Annotated in this window: 14 protein-coding genes; 6 read left to right on the plus strand and 8 right to left on the minus strand. The window is 71.8% G+C overall.

Annotated features, from left to right (window positions below; translation table 11 throughout):
* The first annotated feature begins 66 nt into the window (after window positions 1-66).
* Entirely contained in the window at window positions 67-2,664 is a 2,598-nt protein-coding gene (locus WMF43_RS35085) for an SUMF1/EgtB/PvdO family nonheme iron enzyme (protein ID WP_437671390.1), read from the plus strand.
* A 26-nt stretch (window positions 2,665-2,690) separates the two neighbouring features.
* Here WMF43_RS35085 and WMF43_RS35090 read toward each other — a convergent pair whose 3' ends face one another.
* Window positions 2,691-3,338, minus strand: a complete 648-nt coding sequence (locus WMF43_RS35090; RefSeq protein WP_437671392.1) for a YkgJ family cysteine cluster protein — start codon at window positions 3,336-3,338, stop codon at window positions 2,691-2,693.
* Window positions 3,339-3,418: 80 nt separating this feature from the next.
* On the opposite strand from WMF43_RS35090, the gene WMF43_RS35095 reads away from it, so the two are divergent.
* Window positions 3,419-4,156, plus strand: a complete 738-nt coding sequence (locus tag WMF43_RS35095) for a glutamine amidotransferase (protein WP_437671393.1) — start codon at window positions 3,419-3,421, stop codon at window positions 4,154-4,156.
* 54 nt (window positions 4,157-4,210) lie between these two features.
* On the opposite strand, the gene WMF43_RS35100 is transcribed toward WMF43_RS35095, so the two are convergent.
* Complete coding sequence (locus WMF43_RS35100; RefSeq protein ID WP_437671395.1) at window positions 4,211-4,942, minus strand: TetR/AcrR family transcriptional regulator; 732 nt, start codon at window positions 4,940-4,942, stop codon at window positions 4,211-4,213.
* Window positions 4,943-5,256: 314 nt separating this feature from the next.
* Between WMF43_RS35100 and WMF43_RS35105 the strand changes: the two genes are divergently transcribed.
* Window positions 5,257-8,865, plus strand: coding sequence for a BadF/BadG/BcrA/BcrD ATPase family protein (locus tag WMF43_RS35105; protein ID WP_437671397.1), 3,609 nt, complete (start codon window positions 5,257-5,259; stop codon window positions 8,863-8,865).
* A gap of 72 nt (window positions 8,866-8,937) precedes the next feature.
* Window positions 8,938-10,866: a 2-hydroxyglutaryl-CoA dehydratase gene (locus tag WMF43_RS35110; protein ID WP_437671399.1), complete on the plus strand. Its 1,929-nt coding sequence runs from the start codon at window positions 8,938-8,940 to the stop codon at window positions 10,864-10,866.
* A 95-nt stretch (window positions 10,867-10,961) separates the two neighbouring features.
* Here WMF43_RS35110 and WMF43_RS35115 read toward each other — a convergent pair whose 3' ends face one another.
* Window positions 10,962-11,660: an alpha/beta hydrolase gene (locus WMF43_RS35115; protein ID WP_437671401.1), complete on the minus strand. Its 699-nt coding sequence runs from the start codon at window positions 11,658-11,660 to the stop codon at window positions 10,962-10,964.
* Between the two features lie 704 nt (window positions 11,661-12,364).
* Here WMF43_RS35115 and WMF43_RS35120 point away from each other — a divergent pair.
* Together WMF43_RS35120 and WMF43_RS35125 are read left to right on the plus strand one after the other, a co-directional pair.
* Window positions 12,365-13,642 carry an aminotransferase class I/II-fold pyridoxal phosphate-dependent enzyme gene (locus tag WMF43_RS35120; protein ID WP_437671403.1) on the plus strand — a complete coding sequence of 426 codons (1,278 nt, stop codon included), beginning with the start codon at window positions 12,365-12,367 and terminating at the stop codon, window positions 13,640-13,642.
* A 161-nt stretch (window positions 13,643-13,803) separates the two neighbouring features.
* Window positions 13,804-14,628, plus strand: a complete 825-nt coding sequence (locus WMF43_RS35125) for an SHOCT domain-containing protein (protein ID WP_437671405.1) — start codon at window positions 13,804-13,806, stop codon at window positions 14,626-14,628.
* Window positions 14,629-14,699: 71 nt separating this feature from the next.
* Here WMF43_RS35125 and WMF43_RS35130 read toward each other — a convergent pair whose 3' ends face one another.
* From WMF43_RS35130 to WMF43_RS35150, 5 genes are all read right to left on the minus strand, one after another.
* On the minus strand, window positions 14,700-15,263 hold the full coding sequence (locus WMF43_RS35130) for a TlpA family protein disulfide reductase (protein ID WP_437671407.1): 564 nt from the start codon (window positions 15,261-15,263) through the stop codon (window positions 14,700-14,702).
* A complete protein-coding gene (locus WMF43_RS35135; protein ID WP_437671409.1) occupies window positions 15,260-15,991 on the minus strand; it encodes a hypothetical protein in 732 nt (243 codons plus the stop codon). The genes WMF43_RS35130 and WMF43_RS35135 overlap by 4 nt, the downstream gene beginning before the upstream one ends.
* A 7-nt stretch (window positions 15,992-15,998) precedes the next feature.
* Window positions 15,999-16,340: a hypothetical protein gene (locus WMF43_RS35140; RefSeq protein WP_437671411.1), complete on the minus strand. Its 342-nt coding sequence runs from the start codon at window positions 16,338-16,340 to the stop codon at window positions 15,999-16,001.
* 77 nt (window positions 16,341-16,417) lie between these two features.
* On the minus strand, window positions 16,418-17,455 hold the full coding sequence (locus WMF43_RS35145) for a PAS domain-containing protein (protein WP_437671413.1): 1,038 nt from the start codon (window positions 17,453-17,455) through the stop codon (window positions 16,418-16,420).
* Window positions 17,452-18,411: a DUF4388 domain-containing protein gene (locus WMF43_RS35150; protein WP_437671415.1), complete on the minus strand. Its 960-nt coding sequence runs from the start codon at window positions 18,409-18,411 to the stop codon at window positions 17,452-17,454. The genes WMF43_RS35145 and WMF43_RS35150 overlap by 4 nt, the downstream gene beginning before the upstream one ends.
* Window positions 18,412-18,552: the final 141 nt, after the last annotated feature.

Raw genomic sequence — 18,552 nt, forward strand, 5'->3', positions numbered from 1 at the left:
AGCCGGGAGCCGAGCCCGGCGCCGACCCCCTTTGCCTGGGGACAGCTCCGCGCTAGGGAGCGGGGCATGACGGAGCCCTCCGACGACCCGTTCGGCCTCTCGGGGCAGACCATCGAAGGGAAGTACCGCGTCGACGCCGTGGTCGGCGACGGCGGCTTCGGCGTCGTGTACCGCGGGACCCACGCGGGCTTCGGCGAGCTCATCGCGGTCAAGTGCCTGAAGCTGCCCGACGCGCTCGACGCCGCGCAGCGCGACGCCCTGCTCGACACGCTGCGCGAGGAGGGGCGGATCCTGCACCGGCTGTCGCGGGCCACCTCGGGCATCGTGCAGGCGCTCGACGTCGGCGCGTTCACCACCCAGGCCGGCGTGTGGGTGCCTTACCTCGTGCTGGAGTGGCTGGAGGGCCAGACGCTCGGGCAGCACCTGCGCGATCGGCGCGAGCGCGGCGAGGTGGGCATGTCGATCGCCGAGGCCATCCGGCTGCTCGAGCCGGCCGCGCGCGCGCTCGCCGTCGCGCACGCGCACAAGGTGGCGCACCGGGACGTGAAGCCGGCCAACCTGTTCCTCACCGAGGTGGGCGGGGTGAGGACGATGAAGGTGCTCGATTTCGGCATCGCGAAGGTGCTGGCGAACCACCCCACGTTCACGGAGGCGCTCGCGGCGACCCGGATGGGGCCGAGCGCGTTCACGCCGCGTTACGGCGCCCCCGAGCAGTTCAACAAGGCCCGCGGGGCGACCGGCCCCTGGACCGACGTGTTCGCGCTCGCCCTCATCTTCGTCGAGCTCGTGAGCGGCCGGCGCGCGCTCGAGGGCGACGATCCCACGCAGCTCTACATCGCCTCGGCCGATCCTGCGCTGCGCCCCACGCTGCGCGCGCGCGGGCTCCCGGACGCGCCCGAGGCGATCGAGCGCGTGCTCGACCGGGCGCTCGCGATCGAGCCCAAGCACCGCTTCACGAGCGCCGGCGAGTTCTGGGACGCGCTCTCGGCCGCCGCGCGCGGCGAGCTCGCGGCGCCGCCCGCGGGGCTCGGCGCCGGCGGCGTGGACCGCGCGGGGATGCTGTCGACCGCGGAGTACGCGGCAGCGCGGGGGCTCGGCGCGGCCGCCGGGGACAGCGGCTCTCCGGTCGGGCCGACGATGCTGGCCGACTCGCGCGGGCCGGCGCCGGCCAGGCCGGCGGTGGTCAACGTGAGCCAGGGCGGCGCGGGCGCGCGGCCGGCGGCCGGCGCGACCGGCGCGGCGGGGGTGCTGGCGACCGGGGGGAACCGGACCGCGCAGGTCGACGACTCCATGATCGAGACCTACGCGCCGGTCCGCCCTGCCGCGCCGCATGCTCCTGCGGGGCCGCTGCCCGGCGCCGGCGCGTATTCCGCTCCCTCAGGCGCCTACCCCTCACCGCCCGGCGCCGGCGGCTACCCCGCGCCGCCCGGCGCCGGCGGCTACCCCTCACCGCCCGGCGCCGGTGGCTACCCCTCACCGCCCGGCGCCGGTGGCTACCCCCCACCGCCCGGCGCCGCCCCCTACCCCGCCCCGCCCGGCGCCGCCCCCTACCCCCCGCCAGGCGCCCCGCCGGCCGGACAGCCGGCCCCGCAGCGCAGCGCAGCGCGCGCCGCATTGCCCTGGTTCCTCGCGGCGCTCCTGCTCGGCGGCGGCGGCGCGACGGCATACCTGCTGACGCGGGCCCCCGACAAGAAGCCGACCCGGGCGCCGTCCCCGCGCGCCTCGGCCGCGGCGCTCCCCACCGGGCGCGCCGCCCCGCCCGCGCCGGAGGCGAGCGCGAGCGCCGCGCCGCTCGCGAGCGCCTCGGCCTCGACGTCGGCCGCGGCGCCCGCCGAGCCCCCGGCGCCGCCGCCGGACATGGTCTTCATCCCGCCGCTCACGGCCACGATCGGCGCCGGGCTCGAGGCGCGCGAGGTGACGCTCACCCGCGGCTTCTACATCGATCGCAACGAGGTCACCGTCCGCGCCTACCGCGCCTGCATGCAGCAGCGGCAGTGCTCGACGGCGGCGCACGTCTCGCTGACGCCGGAGCTCCCGCTGGGCGTGCCGGTGCCGGCGCCGCCCTCGGACGAGGGCGAGGCCGCGTTGTGGTCGCGGCGCTGCAACGAGCCCCGCGGCGCGACCGGGCACCCGATCAACTGCGTCGACTACTCCCAGGCCGAGAGCTACTGCCGCTTCCGGGGCCGGCGCTTGCCGACCGAGGCCGAGTGGGAGATCGCGGCGCGCGGCGCGGAGGGCCGGGCGTTCGTCTGGGGCGCCGACGAGCCGACCTGCGATCTCGCCTGCTACGACCGCAACGAGGGCTGCCTCCAGCGCGGCGCCGAGGTCGCGACCTGCGCGTCCGGCGCGCACCCGAAGGACCGCACGCCGGAGGGCGTCTACGATCTCGCCGGCAACGTCGCGGAGTGGGTCTCGGACGGCTACGTCTTCCCGCCGCCCGGGGGCGAGAACCCGCAGGGCGACCCGGCCGCCCCGCTCAAGGTCGTGCGCGGCGCGAGCTTCCGCGACGGCCCCGACAAGCTCTCCGCCACGTACCGCATCGCCGCGGCGCCCGTGACGGCGCACGCCTGGATCGGCTTCCGCTGCGCCATGGATCCCCCGGCTCCGGCCGCCGCGCCGCCCCCGGAGGGCGCGCCGCCCCCGGAGGCCGCGCCGGCGCCCTGAGCCGCTGTTCCCCGCCGCCCTCGCGCCTACCCCTCCACCGGCGCCCCGTCGCGGATCCCGAGCGTCTCCTCGCGCGCCGACAGGCACGCTTCGCTCCCCACGACGAACGCGCGGCAGTTGTCCGGCCGGAGCTCGTAGATCGCGCACCGCAGGTCGTCGCCGAGGTGCTGGCAGCGCCCGCTCGCGGCGAAGCGCAGCGTGATCTTCCCGTCCCGCGCCCGCCGCACGTAGGCGCGCCCCGAGAGATCGCCCCGCCCGGCCGCCCGCCAGCGCGACAGGTCGTCGTCGTCGAGCACCACGTTGGCGTCGTGGCAGCACGCCCCGCACAAGAGGCAGTCGAGCGCGATCTCCCGGATCGACCCCGCGTGCACGCTGTCGCGCTCGCACCAGTCGAGCACCGAGCCCTCGTACTGCCGCTTCACCCGCGCGGTCGCGAGCCCCCGGGCCGGCCCCTCGCCCACGCGGCGGAAGCGCTGCTGCTCGATCGACAAGAGCGACCAGAGCCCGAGCTCCGTCAGCTTGCCCTGCTCGTCCACCGACAGCAGGAGGTCGACCCGCTCGTCCGGAAGCACGATCGCTGCGTGCCCGCCCGCCCTCACGTGCGCCGCGGCGCGGGCCAGGAAACGCGGGCGAAACCTGCGCCAGATCGGGCGCGCGATGACATAGGCGGACATCGCGGGCATCTTCGCGCCCCCGCCCCGCCCTGCCAAGCCCCAGCCCTCGCGCGCGCGGCGGCTCTGCTATCCTGAACAACATGGGACAGCCCAGGACGATCGTCATCGTGAAGACCGGCGAGCCCGTGCCCACGGTGCTCGAGCGGCGCGGCCATTTCGCGACCCTGATCGAGCAGACGATCGGCCCCGCCTGGAGCGGCGGGTACACCACCGTCGACGCCCGCACCGAGGACCTCCCCGCGCCGGGCGCCCCCGGCGCCGCCGACATCGCCGCGTTCGTGATCACCGGCTCCTCGGCCAACGTCCCCCACCGCGAGCCCTGGATGCTCCGCACCGAGGCCTGGCTGCGCGACGTCGTGCGCGCCGGCACCCCGACGTTCGGCATCTGCTTCGGCCACCAGATCCTCGCCCAGGCCCTCGGCGGCGAGGTCATCCGCAACCCTCGCGGCCGCGAGATCGGCCGCATCCGCGTCGAGCGCCGCGCCGACGACCCGATCTTCGACGGGCTGCCGTCGAGCTTCGAGACCCACGCCACCCACGTCGACACGGTCGGCACCCTGCCCGGAGGGGCTCGGAGCCTCGGGTTCACCGAGCTCGACGACCACCAGGTGATCCGCTTCTCGAAGGCCTGCTACGGCGTGCAGTTCCACCCCGAGATGGACCACGACGTCATCGCCGGCTACATCGCGTGGCGCCGCGAGGTGCTCCAGGCCGAGGGCTTCGACGTCGACGCGCTGCTCGCCCGCGTCTCCCCGGGGCAGCTCGGCAGCCGGACCCTGCTCAACTTCATCGATCACATCGTCCCGCGCCGCGCCTGAGCGCTACGCCGGGCGCCGTATCCACGTACGTCAGCCGCCTGACTGACGCGCCGGTCAGTCGCCCTTCACCCTCGCGCGACGGCCGCGCCCGGCGCCCGCCCGCCCCCGCTCGCCGGACGCGGGCGCGGCAAGCGCCGCCGCGGCAGCCTCCCCGGCCGCGCTCGCCCCCCGCTCGCCGTCCTCTGGCGGCGCCGCCGTCCGGGGGGCGGGGTCCATCCGGAGGACCCCGCGGCGCAGCAGATCGTAGAGCGCCGTGACGATCCGCTCGCGCGGGTGGGCGTGCTCCTCCAGGGCGTTCTCGAACAGCACCTCCTTCAGCGCGCCGATCGTGAACGTCGCGTAGAGCTCGGTGTCCCCCGGCTCGATGATCCCGAGGCGCTGGCCCTCCGAGAGGCTCTGCACGAGGAGCAACTTCACCTCCTGGCGGAACGCGCGCAGCTCCTTCACGAACGCCGGATCGAGCCCCGCCGCGTGCGACAGGAGGATGCTCGTCAGCGCCGGATCGTCGAGCAGGACCGCCACGATCGCCCGGATGTTGTGCTTGACCTGCGACTCCACGTCCGCCGACGGATCCACCCGCAGGATCGCGCCCCCGAGCCGCGTGAAGAGCCCGCGCACGAGCTCGGCGAACACCGAGCGCTTGTCGGGGAAGTACAGGTAGAACGTCCCCTTCGCGACCTTGGCGAGCGCGACGATGTCGTCGACCTTGGCCTCGTGATACCCCTTCTCCGAGAAGACGGTGCGCGCCGCGCGGAGGAGGGCTTGGCGGCGCTCGGACTTGTCCATGGCCCGGTCGCTTTACCATCACCGGCCCGCCATCTGGGAGCGATGTCCTCACCCGGGCGTCGCACGGAGACGCGACCGCCCTGACACACGGGAGAAACAGGTCGTGGGCCATCCTACCCTCCGCCCGTGACGACCGCGCCCACCGCGACCGCGAGGGCGGAATATGCGCCCTGGACGCAGAATCGTCCGGGAACGGCACGCCCACGACATCCCTAAGCATTTGATTTTCGGGGCCTCCCGTTGTAGCCATCACGACTGACCGGCCAGTCAGCCGGACCGCTGGTGGGTCGGCTGTGGCTGGGGAAGGAGCCCGCATGGGAAGGCAGATCCAGGATCCGGTCGTGGTCGGCATCGACGTCGGCTCGACGACCGTCAAGGCGGTCGTGCTCGATCCGCAGACGCTCGAGATTCTCTGGAGCGACTACCAGCGGCACCAGACGAAGCAGCCCGAGAAGGTGCTCGAGCTCCTCGAGGCCATCGAAGCGGCGTTCCCGGCGTCCCCCCGCGACAGCTGGCGGGTGTTCATGACGGGCTCCGGCGCGGCGCCCCTCTGCCCCGGCCTCGGCGCCAAGTTCGTCCAGGAGGTCAACGCGGTCACGCTCGCGGTCGAGAACCTGCACCCGGACGTCGGCAGCGTCATCGAGCTCGGCGGGCAGGACGCCAAGATCATCATCTTCCAGAAGGACGAGAAGACGGGCGACAAGACGGCCGCCCCGTCGATGAACGACAAGTGCGCCTCCGGGACGGGCGCCACCATCGACAAGTGCATGATCAAGGTGGGTCTCCCCTCGTCCGAGGTGGTGAAGATCCATTTCGACGACTCGAAGCTCCACCACGTCGCCGCGAAGTGTGGAGTCTTCGCCGAGACGGACATCGTGAACCTCGTGAAGAGCGGTATCCCCTCGACGGAGATCCTCTGCTCGCTCGCCGACGCGATCGTCCTCCAGAACCTGTCGGTGCTGACGCGCGGCTCGACGCTGAAGCACAAGGTCCTCCTGCTCGGCGGGCCCAACACCTACCTCCCCTTCCTCCAGGAGTGCTGGCGCAAGCGGATCCCCGAGACGTGGGACGAGCGCGGCTACGCCTGGCCGAAGGACCGCCCGGTCGAGGAGACGATCTTCGTCCCCGAGAACTCGCAGTACTACGCGGCGTTCGGCGCCTGCGTCTACGGCCTCAAGGAGCCCGCGGAGGTCGGCCTTTACGCCGGCAAGGCGGGGCTCGTCGAGTACATGACGAACGGCCGGAAGGCGCGGCTCGGCGAGAGCGCGGGCCCGCCGCTCGTGAAGACCCGGGACGAGGTCGAGGACTTCCGCAAGCTCTACAGCATCCCGAGGTTCACGCCGATGAAGCTCGAGCCCGGCCAGGTGGTGCGCGGCGTCATCGGCCTCGACGGCGGCTCCACCTCGTCGAAGGCGGTGCTGATCGACGAGGACGGGGGCATCGTCTGCAAGGCGTACCAGCTCTCGAAGGGCAACCCGATCCAGGACGCGAAGGAGCTGCTCGCCCAGCTCCGGCAGTACGTGATCGACCAGGGCGCGACGCTCGAGGTGCTCGGGTTCGGCGGCACCGGCTACGCGGCCGACGTGCTCCAGGAGTGCATGCGGGCCGACGTCAACATCGTCGAGACCGTCGCCCACATGATGAGCGCGGTGAAGTTCTTCGGCGACGTCGACGTCATCTGCGACATCGGCGGGCAGGACATCAAGGTCCTGTTCATGAAGAACGGCGACATCGCGAACTTCCGCCTCTCCAACTCGTGCTCTGCCGGCAACGGCATGTTGCTCCAGGCGATGGCCGACCAGTTCGGCCTGAAGGTGACCGAGTACGCCGACACGGCGTTCGGCGCCGAGCTCGCGCCGAAGTTCAGCTACGGCTGCGCCGTCTTCCTCGACACCGACCGGGTGAACTTCCAGAAGGAGGGCTTCTCCAAGGAGGAGCTGCTCGCCGGCCTCGCCCAGGTGCTGCCGAAGAACGTGTGGCAGTACGTCGTGCAGATCCCGCGGCTCGCGGCGCTCGGCACGCGTTATGTGCTCCAGGGCGGCACGCAGTACAACCTCGCGGCCGTCAAGGCGCAGGTCGATTACATCAAGGAGCGCGTGCCCGGCGCCGAGGTGTTCGTGCACCCCCACACGGGCGAGGCCGGCGCGCTCGGCGCCGCGTTCGAGACGCTCCGGGTCGTGAAGCGCAGGGGCAGCTCGACCTTCATCGGCATCGATGCGGCGATCGCCCTCGAGTACACGACGAAGAACGACGAGGAGACCGTCTGCCACTTCTGCCCGAACGAGTGCAAGCGGACGTTCATCGACACGAAGCGCCCGGACGGCACGACGAGCCGCTACATCTCGGGCTTCTCCTGCGAGAAGGGCACGGTCGAGAGCGAGAAGGCGATGCTCGAGCTCGTCGCCGAGCGCAAGAAGATCGCGAAGCAGTTCCCGAACCTCGTCGACTACGAGTCGAAGCTCGCCTTCCGGCACTTCTACGACACCGCGCCGCTGCCGGAGGACGGGTCGCCGGTGAAGGACGTGGTCGTCAAGAAGGGCTTCCTCGGCATCCGCCGGGTGGAGACGACGCGCCCCTTCCGGCGCAGCGGCCCGGCGGTGCGCGAGCGCCTGCGGCGCGTGCGCATCGGCATCCCGCGCGTCCTCAACATCTACTCGACCGGCCCGTACTACCGGGCCTACTTCGAGGCGCTCGGCGTCCCGAAGCAGAACGTCGTCTTCAGCGACGCGACGACCGAGGAGATGTGGGTCGAGGGCGGCAAATACGGATCCATCGATCCGTGCTTCCCCTCCAAGGTGGCGCAGGCGCACATCCACAACCTCCTGTTCCACCACCACTCGGAGGAGAAGAAGCTCAATTACATCTTCTTCCCCATCCTCACGCACGTCCCGAGCTTCGGCGAGGGCGTGATGGACAAGACGAGCTGCCCGATCGTCGCGGGCGTGCCCGACGTGATGAAGGCGGCGTTCACGAAGGAGGTCGACTTCTTCAAGACGCGCGGCATCGAGTACCTCGATCCGGCGCTCACGTTCTCCGAGATGACGCTGACCGCGCGCCGGATGTTCGAGACGTGGGGCCCGCGGCTCGGCATCACCGAGGACGAGAGCGACCACGCGCACCGCGAGGCGATGAAGGCGCTCGCGCTGTTCGACCGCGATCTCCAGGACAAGGGGCGGGCGATCCTCGAGACGGTCGAGGCCGAAAATCGCGTGGCCATCCTGATGATCGGGCGGCCGTACCACTCGGATCCGGGCCTGAACCACGGGATCCCGGAGGAGTTCCAGGTGCTCGGGTACCCGATCCTCTCGGTCCGGTCGATCCCGCGCGACATGGAGTACCTGGCGCGGTTCTTCAAGGAGGAGATCGCGACAGGGCAGCACCCGCTCGACATCAACGACGTCTGGCCGGAGAACTACTCGGCGAACAGCGCGCAGAAGGTGTGGGCCGCCAAGTTCGCCGCCCGCCACCCGAACGTCGTGCTGCTCGACCTCTCGAGCTTCAAGTGCGGCCATGACGCGCCGACGTACGGCATCATCGACAGCATCGTGAGCTCGAGCGCGACGCCGTACGCCGCGCTGCACGACATCGACGCGAACAAGCCGGGCGGCTCGATCAAGATCCGCGTGAAGACGTACGCGCACAGCCTCAAGCTGCACGAGGAGGCGCTCGAGGACGCGGCGAAGAAGAAGGCCGAGCTCGCCCACCGCATCGACGAGAAGCGGCTCGAGCTCTTGGAGCTGAAGCGGGAGCAGCAGGCGGCGCGCAAGATCACCGATCCCGCGCTCGAGCGGGACATCGCGGCGCTCGCGGAGAGGGTGCGGAGCTACGTCGCCCCCAAGGCGCCGCCCGAGGCGCCGAAGACGGGCCTCGTGCAGCTCAAGAAGAAGCAGTCCGACGGGACCGTCGTCCCCTTGGAAGCGTAAACCACGGCCCAGGGTCGAGGGGGGCTGGCCGGGCCGCCCCCTTCCAGCGTCCGAGCGAAGGGAAGCGAAGCCATGGAACAGACGATCACGCAGAAGACGCGCCTTCCTCTGGTGGGCGAGACGAGATCCATCAAGGCGGACATCGACATCGAGGCGGAGCTCAAGGCGTTCGAGGAGGCCGAGCGGGAGCGGCTCGGCCTCAAGTCCGCGCGGCGCCAGTGGGTCGACAACATGCTCAAGCCGCAGATGACGAAGAAGGAGCGCGAGAACGTGACGCTCCTCATCAGCGGCCTGACCGCCGCGCAGGACTTCCTGTGCGAGGGCGCGCTGAAGGGCCTCGGCTACAACGTCCACTACTTCGGCATCAGCGACAACGCGGGGCTCCAGGCGGGCAAGGAGTTCGGCAACCGCGGCCAGTGCAACCCGACGTACTTCACCGTCGGCGGCCTCGTGAAGCACCTCATCGACCTGCGCGACAAGCAGGGGATGAAGACCGAGGACATCATCAAGAACTACGTCTTCCTGACGGCGGGCGCGTGCGGCCCCTGTCGCTTCGGCATGTACGTGACCGAGTACCGGAAGGCGCTCCGCGACGCCGGCTTCGACGGCTTCCGGGTGATGCTCTTCCAGCAGACCGGCGGCCTCTCCCAGGCGACCGGCGACGACGTCGGCCTGGAGATGAACCCCGCCTTCTTCATCGGGATCATCAAGGCGATCGTGTGCGGCGACACGCTGAACGCGCTCGCCTACCGCATCCGCCCGTACGAGGTGGAGCCCGGCGCGACGAACCGCGCGATGGAGAACGCGAAGCGCATCGTCTACAAGGCGCTCTACGAGAAGACGAACGTCTTCAAGGCCCTCTACGAGGCGCGCAAGGAGTTCGAGGGCGTCCGGGTGGACAAGCTCCGGCCGAAGGCGAAGACGTCGATCATCGGCGAGTTCTGGGCGATGACGACGGAGGGCGACGGCAACTACGCCCTCCAGAGGTTCCTGGAGAGCGAGGGCGGCGAGAACGACATCCAGCTCACGACCGCGTGGCTCCTCTACAATATCTGGGAGTGCGCCCGCGACACGCGCGAGCGGCGCGACCTGCGCGGCGCGGACGAAGGCAATTACGGGCTCGCGGGCCTGGACGAGTTCGGCGTGACGAAGCGGCTCGCGACGATGCGCCTCGCCGAGGCGGCGCTGCGGGTCGGCTTCCAGGCGTTCGCGCTGCCGCTCGGCCTGTTCGACTACCACCTTCCGGACATGGATCTCGTCGCGGATGTGGCGAAGGACTACTACTCGAACGACCTCCGCGGCGGCGAGGGCCACATGGAGGTCGGCAAGCTCATCGTGAACGCGGTGAAGTCGAAGGCGCACCTCACGGTGAGCGTGAAGCCGTTCGGATGCATGCCGTCCTCCGGCGTGTCGGACGGCGTCCAGTCGCTGATCACGGCGCGTTACCCCGGCACGATCTTCTGCGCGGTGGAGACGAGCGGCGACGGGGCGACGAACTTCTACTCGCGCATCCAGATGTACATGTTCAAGGCGCGCATCCTGGCCGAGGAGGAGCTCGCCCGCGCGTACCAGGAGGCGGGCGTCACGGAGGCCGAGGTGCGGGCGTTCCTCGAGAAGAACCCGAAGTACGCGAGCCCGCTGCACCACGCGCCGCACCGCGTGGCCGGCTCGGCCGCCAACCTGGTCTACGAGGTGGCGCCGCTCATCAAGCAATCGGCCGCCGAGCGGGCCGCGGCGAAGGCGAAGGCGGCGGCCGGCGCGCTCCGCGACGCGGTGAAGGCCGCGCCGGCCAAGGCGAAGGCGGCGAAGGAGTTCCTCTCGAACCCGGAGACGATCGCCCGCGCGCGCGAGGACGTCGCGCTGATCCGCGACATCGTCCGAGGCAAGGCCGCGGAGCGGTTCAGCCCGCTCGTGAAGCGCCTCGCCGGCAAGGCGTACTTCGAGAACAACCCCGAGGCGCCGAGCGTGGCCTACCACGGGGAGCCCATCGCGGCGGAGTGACCGGAGGCGCCGGGGACATCGCCCCGGCGTCGCATCTCGGCAGGAGGCGCCCAGAACGCCTCCTGCACGACGCGCCGAGAGCCTCTCTCAGGACATCAGGTCGCCCGCGGCAGGAACCAGTCGAGGGCGTCGCGCGCGATCTCCGGGGGGACCACGTGAGGGCCCTCGAACTCCTGGTAACGAAGGTCGTAACCCGCGCGCCGGAGCAGCGGCGTCAGCCGGCGGCTGCATGGGTCGATCCGCAGCACCTGGTCCTGCGTGCCGTGCGACACGAAGACGCGCGGGCGGCCGCGCTGCGCCGCCGGGGCCATGAAGCCCGGCGAAAACGCGATGACGTGCGTGAAGAGGTCGCCGTTGGTGAGCCCGAGCGACAGCGCGTAGGACGCGCCGTCGGAGAAGCCGCCGATCGCGAGCCGCGCGGGATCGACGGCCCCGGCGCGGAACAGCTGGCGGAGCGCGCGGTCCAGGAAGGTGACGTCGGGGCCGTACGTGTCGTCGGCGATGATGTCCCAGGTCGCGTGGCGAGAGTCCGGCGCGAGCAGCAGGAGCCCCGCCTCGTCCGCCAGGTCCTTGAGCAGCGCGATGCCGTGGTGCGCGTTGCCCCCGGCCCCGTGCAGCAGGACCGCGAGCGGCGCGGGCCGGTCCTTGCGGTAGCTCGCCGGAACGTAGAGCAGCCCGTCGCGCCTCGGGGACAGCCCGAGCGGCTGCAGCCCGGCCGAGAGCTCCCCCGTCTGCCCCGGCTCGGGCCGCGCGCCGAGCCGCGACGGGTCCTTCGGGTCACCGCTGCTTTCCATTCCCTGCTCCTTCCCCGCAGCTCCCGGCGCGCCACCCGCCGCCTGACCTCGCCCGCAACCCAGGAGCCCAGAGAGGGCCCCAGCCCCGCCCAGCCCGAGCAGCCGCCGTCGCGCCAGGCGCGGTTTCAGCCTCGAGCGTCCGCTGCCGCCATCCGCTCGCCTGCCGTTCATCATGATCGTTGGAGTGCCAGCTCGGCTGGGCACGATCGAGCGCCCCCAGCAGGTGAACCACCTTGGGATCCTCGCACAGCTCGACAGTCATGAACCCCTAACTGACTGTGAGATCACCCCTTCACCCTGTGCCATGCACAATGCACCTCTCGTACCAGAGCCCGCCGGCGCGATGGGCAGGTGAACGTTCGATCGAGGCGGAGGTGGGGCTCGTGGCAAAATGCGTCATGGCGGAGAGTGCCTGTCACAGCGGGCCCAGGCGGAGGTTTTCGCCGTGAAGGCCGCTGAGGCCGCGCGGGCGCCGACGGACGGCCGCTGAGGCGGCGCGGGCGCCGGGGACGGCGCTGACACGGCGCGGCGCCGGAGGTGGCCGCCGAGGTGGCGCGGGCGCCGGGGCGCCCGGGGCGGCGCGGCGCCCCCGGTGCGGGCCCGCCGCGGCGGCGCAGCGCCGATCCGCGGGGTTTCCTGGGTGCGGAGCCCGGGTCCACGCGGGTCGCGACGCGCGCGCGAAGTTCTGCTAGACAACGCGCGCCATGACCGAACTTCGCTCGTTGTCCCCCGACGCTCTCGCCTCGCTCCGCCGGGAGCTCGAGGCGCGTTATGACGCCTTCGAAGCCCGCGGGCTCAAGCTCGACATGACGCGCGGCAAGCCGTCCTCGGAGCAGCTCGACCTCGCCAACGGCATGCTCCCCCTCCCCGGAGCGGACGATCTCATCGCCTCGGACGGCTCGGATACGCGCAACTACGGCGGCCTCGACGGGATCCCCGAGATGAAGGCGATCTTCGCCGAGATGCTCGAGGTCCCCGCGGCGCAGGTCATCATCGGCGGCAACAGCAGCCTGACCATGATGCACGACGCGGTCGTCCGCGCGCTGCTCCACGGCGTGCCCGACGGGAACGGCCCCTGGGCGAAGCAGCCGAAGGTCAAGTTCCTGTGCCCGAGCCCCGGCTACGATCGTCACTTTGCGATCTGCGAGCACCACGGCATCGAGATGGTCACCGTCGACCTGAACGACGACGGCCCCGACCTGGCCCAGGTCGAGCGGCTCGTCGCCGAGGACGCGTCGATCAAGGGCATGTGGTGCGTCCCCAAGTACTCGAACCCCACCGGCACCACCTACAGCGCCGAGGTCGTGCGCCGGCTCGCCGGCATGAAGGCCGCGGCCGCGGACTTCCGGCTGTTCTGGGACAACGCCTACGCGGTGCACGACCTCCACGCCGAGGGCGATCGGCTCGCAGACATCGTGTCTGCCTGCCAGGCCGCGGGCCACGCGAACCGACCCATCGTGTTCGCGTCGACATCGAAGATCTCGTTCGCCGGCAGCGGCGTCGCGGCGATGGCGTCGAGCCCCGCGAACATCGCGGACGCCAAGAAGCACCTCACCATCCAGACCATCGGCCCGGACAAGGTGAACCAGCTGCGGCACGTGCGATTCTTCAAGGATTACGCGGGGTTGCTGAGCCACATGCAGCGCCACGCCGAGCTCCTGCGGCCGAAGTTCGAGGCGGTGACGAGCGCGTTCGAGCGCGAGCTCGGCGGCAAGGGTATTGCCACCTGGACCACGCCGCGCGGCGGCTACTTCGTCAGCCTCGACACCCTGGACGGCTGTGCGAAGGAGGTCGTGCGCCTCGCCAACAAGGCGGGCGTGAAGCTCACCGGCGCGGGGGCGACGTACCCCTACGGCCGCGATCCGCGCGACCGCAACATCCGGATCGCGCCCTCGATGCCGCCGCTGGATCAGATCCACGTCGCCATGGAGGTCGTCGCGGTCTGCGTGCAGCTGGCGAGCGTCCGCAAGCTCGCGGGCTGAGCGCCCCGGCGCTGGTTTCTTACCCTTCCGAAACGCTCTCGATCCCCGGCACGCAGCACCCTGTGTGCCGGCCTCAGGCCAGCCCGGCTCCCCCGCCCGAGCGTCCGTTGCGAGCTGCCTGACGTCGTGCCACGCTCGTTTCCCCCCCTGGAGCGCTCATCATGCAGCAACTCACCCCCGAAGGTCAGCAGAGGATTTCCGATCTCGCGCAGCGTTATTACGTCAGCAGCGATGCGGTGATGACGTTGCTGCAAGCGCTGGTGAACGGCCACGGCACCATGGCGCAGTTCTACCATCCCGAGCTCGGCGGCAACGGGCAGTGGATGCAGGGCGGCATGACGATGATCGGCGACATGTTCAATAACGGACTCAAGGCCAAGGTGGATGGCCTGTGCGCCGAGCTCTCGAGCCTCCTCTCCACCCAGCCTTTCGTCCCGGCGCCTGCGTTTACTTCGTCCCAGATGCAGCAGCAGGGCGGCGGTGGCAGCCCGGGAGGCACGGCGGTCAGCCTGTTCGTCCCGTCGGCGGGGGGCGGCTCGGGCAGCTGGTGGCCCGGTGAGCTCGGGGTGCCGGGCTCCAGCGGATCGCAAAACAACATCCGTTACGCCTACTTCCCCGGCGCGCGCCGCCTGGCCGTCGACGTCAACGGCCGAGTCAGCGTCTACGACACGCTCGATCACCAGATCAGCGGCATATCCCAGCAGCAAGGCGGGGGGTCATCGGTCACGTTCAGCAGCCAGTACGGCGTGGTGAGCGTGCTGAGCTTGCCGATCATCTCCGGGGATCTCGCGCAGCAGCAACCTGCGAACCCCGCTCCAGCCCCCTCCGCCCCCGCGCCCGCGGAAGCCCCGGCTCCCCGCCCTGCGGCCTCTCAGGAGGGAGATATCTTCGCTGCCATCGAGCGGCTCGCCGATCTGCGGCAGCGAGGGATCCTCTCCGAGCAGGAGTTCACGGCGAAGAAGACCGATCTCCTGAGCAGGCTCTGATCACGGCGCAGCGTCGGCCGGAAAGACCTCCCGCAGAACCACCGACGACCCGGCGCGACGCGCGGTATCTCCTACCTCGCCGGCGCCGCCCGCTTCGCGCCCTCGATCCCCCGGAGCGTCTCCTCCAGCGCCTCCTGGGTGATGAGCCCGACGTGCCGGAACACCTCCCTGCCCTCGGCGTCGAGGACGACGACGCTCGGCACGTGGTGCAGCCCGGCGAACGGCCCCTCCCCCGCGATCGTCGGCGCGTCGGCGATCGCCACCGGGTACGGGAGCTTGAGCGCGGCGACGAAGGCCTCGATGAGCGGCCGGTTCTCGCTCGCCTCGAGGACGAGGAGCGCCACGTTGATGCGGGGCGTGTGATCGCGGAGCAACCCCGCGAGGAAACGCGCCTCCGCCTGAGAGGCCACGTCGTACGTCGCGACGAAGCCGATCACGCTGAGCCGACCCGCCAGCGAGGCGGTGGAGAGCTCGCGCCCGTCGAGGGTCTCGTACGAGAACGTCAACACCGGCCCGGTCGCTACCGCCGCCGCCGGCGGATCCGCGACCGGCGCAGGAGCGCGGGCCTCGCCGCCGCTCCCGGCGCCCGAGCAGCCGATCGCCAGCAGGGCGCAGCCGACCGCGAGCGCCCTCATGGCAAGGGATCGCCCTCCAGGTGCGCGTCGAAGAGGTCCGCGCAGAGCTGCAGCGACGGCGGGAGCTCCGCGCCCTTGCGACGCTGCGCCAGGATCGCGTGGCACAGCTCCTCGATGACCAGCTTCATCGGCGTGGCCTCGAGGTGCGCCCCGTCGACCAGCAGCCCTGGACCGGGCGCCTCCTCCGCGCGGACGATCGGATCGTGCCGCGCCCAGGCGATGCCGTCCTCGGGGAGGTAACGGCACCAGAGCACGCGCACGAACCGCAGGTAGAGCGGCGTCACCAGCGCCACCACCCGATCGCCCCCCGGCGCGATCCCGCGCAGCGCGAAGCCGCCCGGCGGCCGCGACGGACGCTCGCCCTCCTCGCCCTCCCCGATCGCCCCCTCGATGCGCGCGCGGCGGGCCGCGTCGCCCTCGACCGACAGGAGCGGCGCGTAGATCGCGACCGCGGGGACCTGCAGCTTGGGCGCGTCCTCCGCGAGCACGTCGAGCCACGCCTCGCGCGCCTCGGGGCCGAGCTCGCCGTAGACGTGGGCCGCGGCGATCGCGGCCTCGGCGTCCGTCGCGAGCGCGGCGAGCCACTCCCGCCACGCGGCGAGGATGCGCGGGTCGAGCAGCGCGCCCGAGGCGCCGGGCCGGCCCGGCGCCGCGCCCTCGTGGGCGACGGCGTCAGGCGCGGGTTCCTGGGCGAGATCGATCGAGCTCGGTTCGCGGCGCTCCGTCATGCCTCCCTCAGCGGGGCGCCCCGCGGCGCCGCGCCCCGACGTCCTGCTCCAGATCGAGCAGGAGCTCGGCGAACTCGTCGCCCCGACCGAGCGGCGCCGCGAGCGTGAGCTCGCCGCCGCGCTCCGCGAACAGGAGCGCGACGCCGTCGCTCGCCTCGACGATCCCCTTCACGAACACGACATCGGACGGATGAACCACGACGTGCTGCACGAGCATCCCGGCGCTCGCCTCGGCGATCGAAAGGGGCCCGCGCTCGGCCTCGAGGGGCTCATCGAGCCCCGCCGAGGACACCTCGCCGGCCGGAGACCCGGAGGCGACTCGCCTGGAAATGCCGCCTCGCCGGCCCATCGACGCGCAGCTAAGCACCGCTCGCCGGAGGGATCCAGCAGGCACGCCGGGCGGGGATGCCCGGGTCCCGCGGCGCGTCAAGAGTCCGTGTTGGTTCCCCGGAACGAGGCTCCCCCGACCCGCGAGGAGCTCTCCAGCAGGCCGAAACGTTTCGCGAGATCGTCGGGCCGCTCACCGCCGAGCGCGCGGAGCTCGCCGGCGCGCTCGATGGGCACGACCACGAAGCGCCACGGGAGCGCGGCGAGCTCCGTTCCCTCGATGCACCGGGCGACGTGCGCCGCGTTGAGCGCCGCGCTGATGGTCGTCTCCAGCAGGCCCTCGTAGAAGGACGACAGCTCGACCGAGCCCGACTCGACCGGCGGCCGGACGAAACACGCGACGCGCGGGGGGTTCGCGCAGAAGTCGGCGGCGAGCCGCCCCATGCCGAGCTCGGCGAGCGCCTGATCGAGCGCGCCCACGGCGAGCAGCACCGGCGCCTTGTCGAGCGCGGCCGCGCCCGCCTCGACCACCGTGTGCTCCGCGACGCCCGCGATCTTGCGGCCGACGCTCCGGCCGAGCTCGCGCGCGGCGCTCTGGCCGACCCGCGCGAGCAGCGCGGCGACCTGGTCCCACGCGAGCGGGAACATGGCGCCGAGCGGGCCGTTGAGCCGGCCGCGCTCGCGCTCGTGGCGGATCGTCGGCGGGCGCTCGTGCGCGTCGTCCTCGATCGGCATGCGGTGCACGGTCATGAAGACCCGGTTGACCGGCGCGCGCGCGAACTGGACGAAGACGTCCTGCGCCCCGTGCAGGAAGTGGAAGCGGAAGGAGAACTGGTCCGTCGCGCCCGGCGGCTGCTGCGCGAGCGCGCGGAACCGCCCGAGGAACGCCTCGACGCGCGTGCAGGGGGCGATCTCCTGGAAGAAGTTCCTGCCGACGACGCGCTCCGAAGGGAGGCGGCTCATGCGCTGCTCGTAGCGGTTGTAGAGCAGCACGACGCCCTCCTCGTCGAGCATGACGAAGCCGTACGGGAGGTCGTCGACCTCCTGCGAGGTCATCTCGGCCAGGCGCTCCACGCTCAGGGGGAGAGACTCCCTGAGGCTCTCCGGTACCTCGTTCACGGTCGGCATCTCGCTCATCGATCGACTCCTTCAAACAGGACGCTCGCCCAGCCGACCTGCTCGACGAGCCGGGTCAGCCCCCCAAGAACCTCCCGGATGCGCCGGCGCTGGAAGCGCTCCGGGACCTGCTCCGCCGCCGCGTCGAAGAACGTGATGATCCACGCGGCGACCGCCTGCGGGATCGCGCTGCGGGCGCGGTGGATCTGCGCGACCGAGACGAGCCCGTCGCCGCTGAGCGCGAACGCGTCGAGCGCGCTGTGGTGCTCGCGCGTGGTCGTCCAGGACGACGCGAGCAGGCGCGACGTCGCCCGGGGCCCGAGCCAGGCGCGGGCGTAGGCGGTGCAGGCGTTCACCACCGCGGCGGCGAGGGCCACGTCGGTCGCGTCGTCGGCGGGGAAGGCCGGCGGGCTCTGGCTCTCGCGCTCGCTCCGCGCCGGGGCGGTCGGCTCGCTCGCGACGACCTCGAAGGTGGCGTGGTGCCACCCGGCGAGCGCGGCGAGCGCGTCGGTCCAGTGCTCCGAGGACCGCACGCCGTCGGCGCGGGCGTGGATGGGCCGCCCGGCGTCGACCGTCACCTCGGCGCGGAGCGCGCCGGAGCGCACGCGGATGAAGCAGCTGCGGCTGCGCGAGGCGAGCGAGGCGATGAGCCCGTCGAGCCCCACGTCGTCGAGCTCGCCCCGGAGGATGACGCGGCTCCGCTGCCGCTCGGCCTGCGCCGCGATCCGCTGGACGTGCGCCGCGAGCACCGAGCCCGGCACGTCGTCCGCGAGCGCGCTCGAGAGCTCCGGCATCGTGAAGATCGCGCGCGAGGAGCTGACGCCGATCACGGGCGGCGGTCCGTCGAGCACCGCGCGGAGGGACCGGGCGAGGTCGAGGACCGCCGCGGGGCTCTGCGCGCACGCCACGGCGGCGTCCACCCGCAACGCGTCGGGCGGCGGTCGGTTCGGCAAGACCTCGCAGGTGACTACCCGCATGCGGGCCTCGCGAAGCGCGGAAGCGACTCGATGGGCGAAAGGCGTTGCCGGCGCGGCGGTGACGACGATGTCGAACATTGCGAGGCTGACTCTATGGTCATGCACACCCTCCGTCAAAACCTATCTACAAAGATTGTATCA

The organism is Sorangium sp. So ce131 (assembly GCF_051519095.1).
Taxonomy (GTDB): domain Bacteria; phylum Myxococcota_A; class Polyangia; order Polyangiales; family Polyangiaceae; genus Sorangium.

Bases quoted from the DNA above. Each gene is read 5' to 3' on its own strand.
- WMF43_RS35085 (WP_437671390.1), top strand. From the start codon at position 67: ATGACGGAGCCCTCCGACGACCCGTTCGGCCTCTCGGGGCAGACCATC.
- WMF43_RS35090 (WP_437671392.1), bottom strand. From the start codon at position 3,338: ATGTCCGCCTATGTCATCGCGCGCCCGATCTGGCGCAGGTTTCGCCCG.
- WMF43_RS35095 (WP_437671393.1), top strand. From the start codon at position 3,419: ATGGGACAGCCCAGGACGATCGTCATCGTGAAGACCGGCGAGCCCGTG.
- WMF43_RS35100 (WP_437671395.1), bottom strand. From the start codon at position 4,942: ATGGACAAGTCCGAGCGCCGCCAAGCCCTCCTCCGCGCGGCGCGCACC.
- WMF43_RS35105 (WP_437671397.1), top strand. From the start codon at position 5,257: ATGGGAAGGCAGATCCAGGATCCGGTCGTGGTCGGCATCGACGTCGGC.
- WMF43_RS35110 (WP_437671399.1), top strand. From the start codon at position 8,938: ATGGAACAGACGATCACGCAGAAGACGCGCCTTCCTCTGGTGGGCGAG.
- WMF43_RS35115 (WP_437671401.1), bottom strand. From the start codon at position 11,660: ATGGAAAGCAGCGGTGACCCGAAGGACCCGTCGCGGCTCGGCGCGCGG.
- WMF43_RS35120 (WP_437671403.1), top strand. From the start codon at position 12,365: ATGACCGAACTTCGCTCGTTGTCCCCCGACGCTCTCGCCTCGCTCCGC.
- WMF43_RS35125 (WP_437671405.1), top strand. From the start codon at position 13,804: ATGCAGCAACTCACCCCCGAAGGTCAGCAGAGGATTTCCGATCTCGCG.
- WMF43_RS35130 (WP_437671407.1), bottom strand. From the start codon at position 15,263: ATGAGGGCGCTCGCGGTCGGCTGCGCCCTGCTGGCGATCGGCTGCTCG.
- WMF43_RS35135 (WP_437671409.1), bottom strand. From the start codon at position 15,991: ATGACGGAGCGCCGCGAACCGAGCTCGATCGATCTCGCCCAGGAACCC.
- WMF43_RS35140 (WP_437671411.1), bottom strand. From the start codon at position 16,340: ATGGGCCGGCGAGGCGGCATTTCCAGGCGAGTCGCCTCCGGGTCTCCG.
- WMF43_RS35145 (WP_437671413.1), bottom strand. From the start codon at position 17,455: ATGAGCGAGATGCCGACCGTGAACGAGGTACCGGAGAGCCTCAGGGAG.
- WMF43_RS35150 (WP_437671415.1), bottom strand. From the start codon at position 18,411: ATGCGGGTAGTCACCTGCGAGGTCTTGCCGAACCGACCGCCGCCCGAC.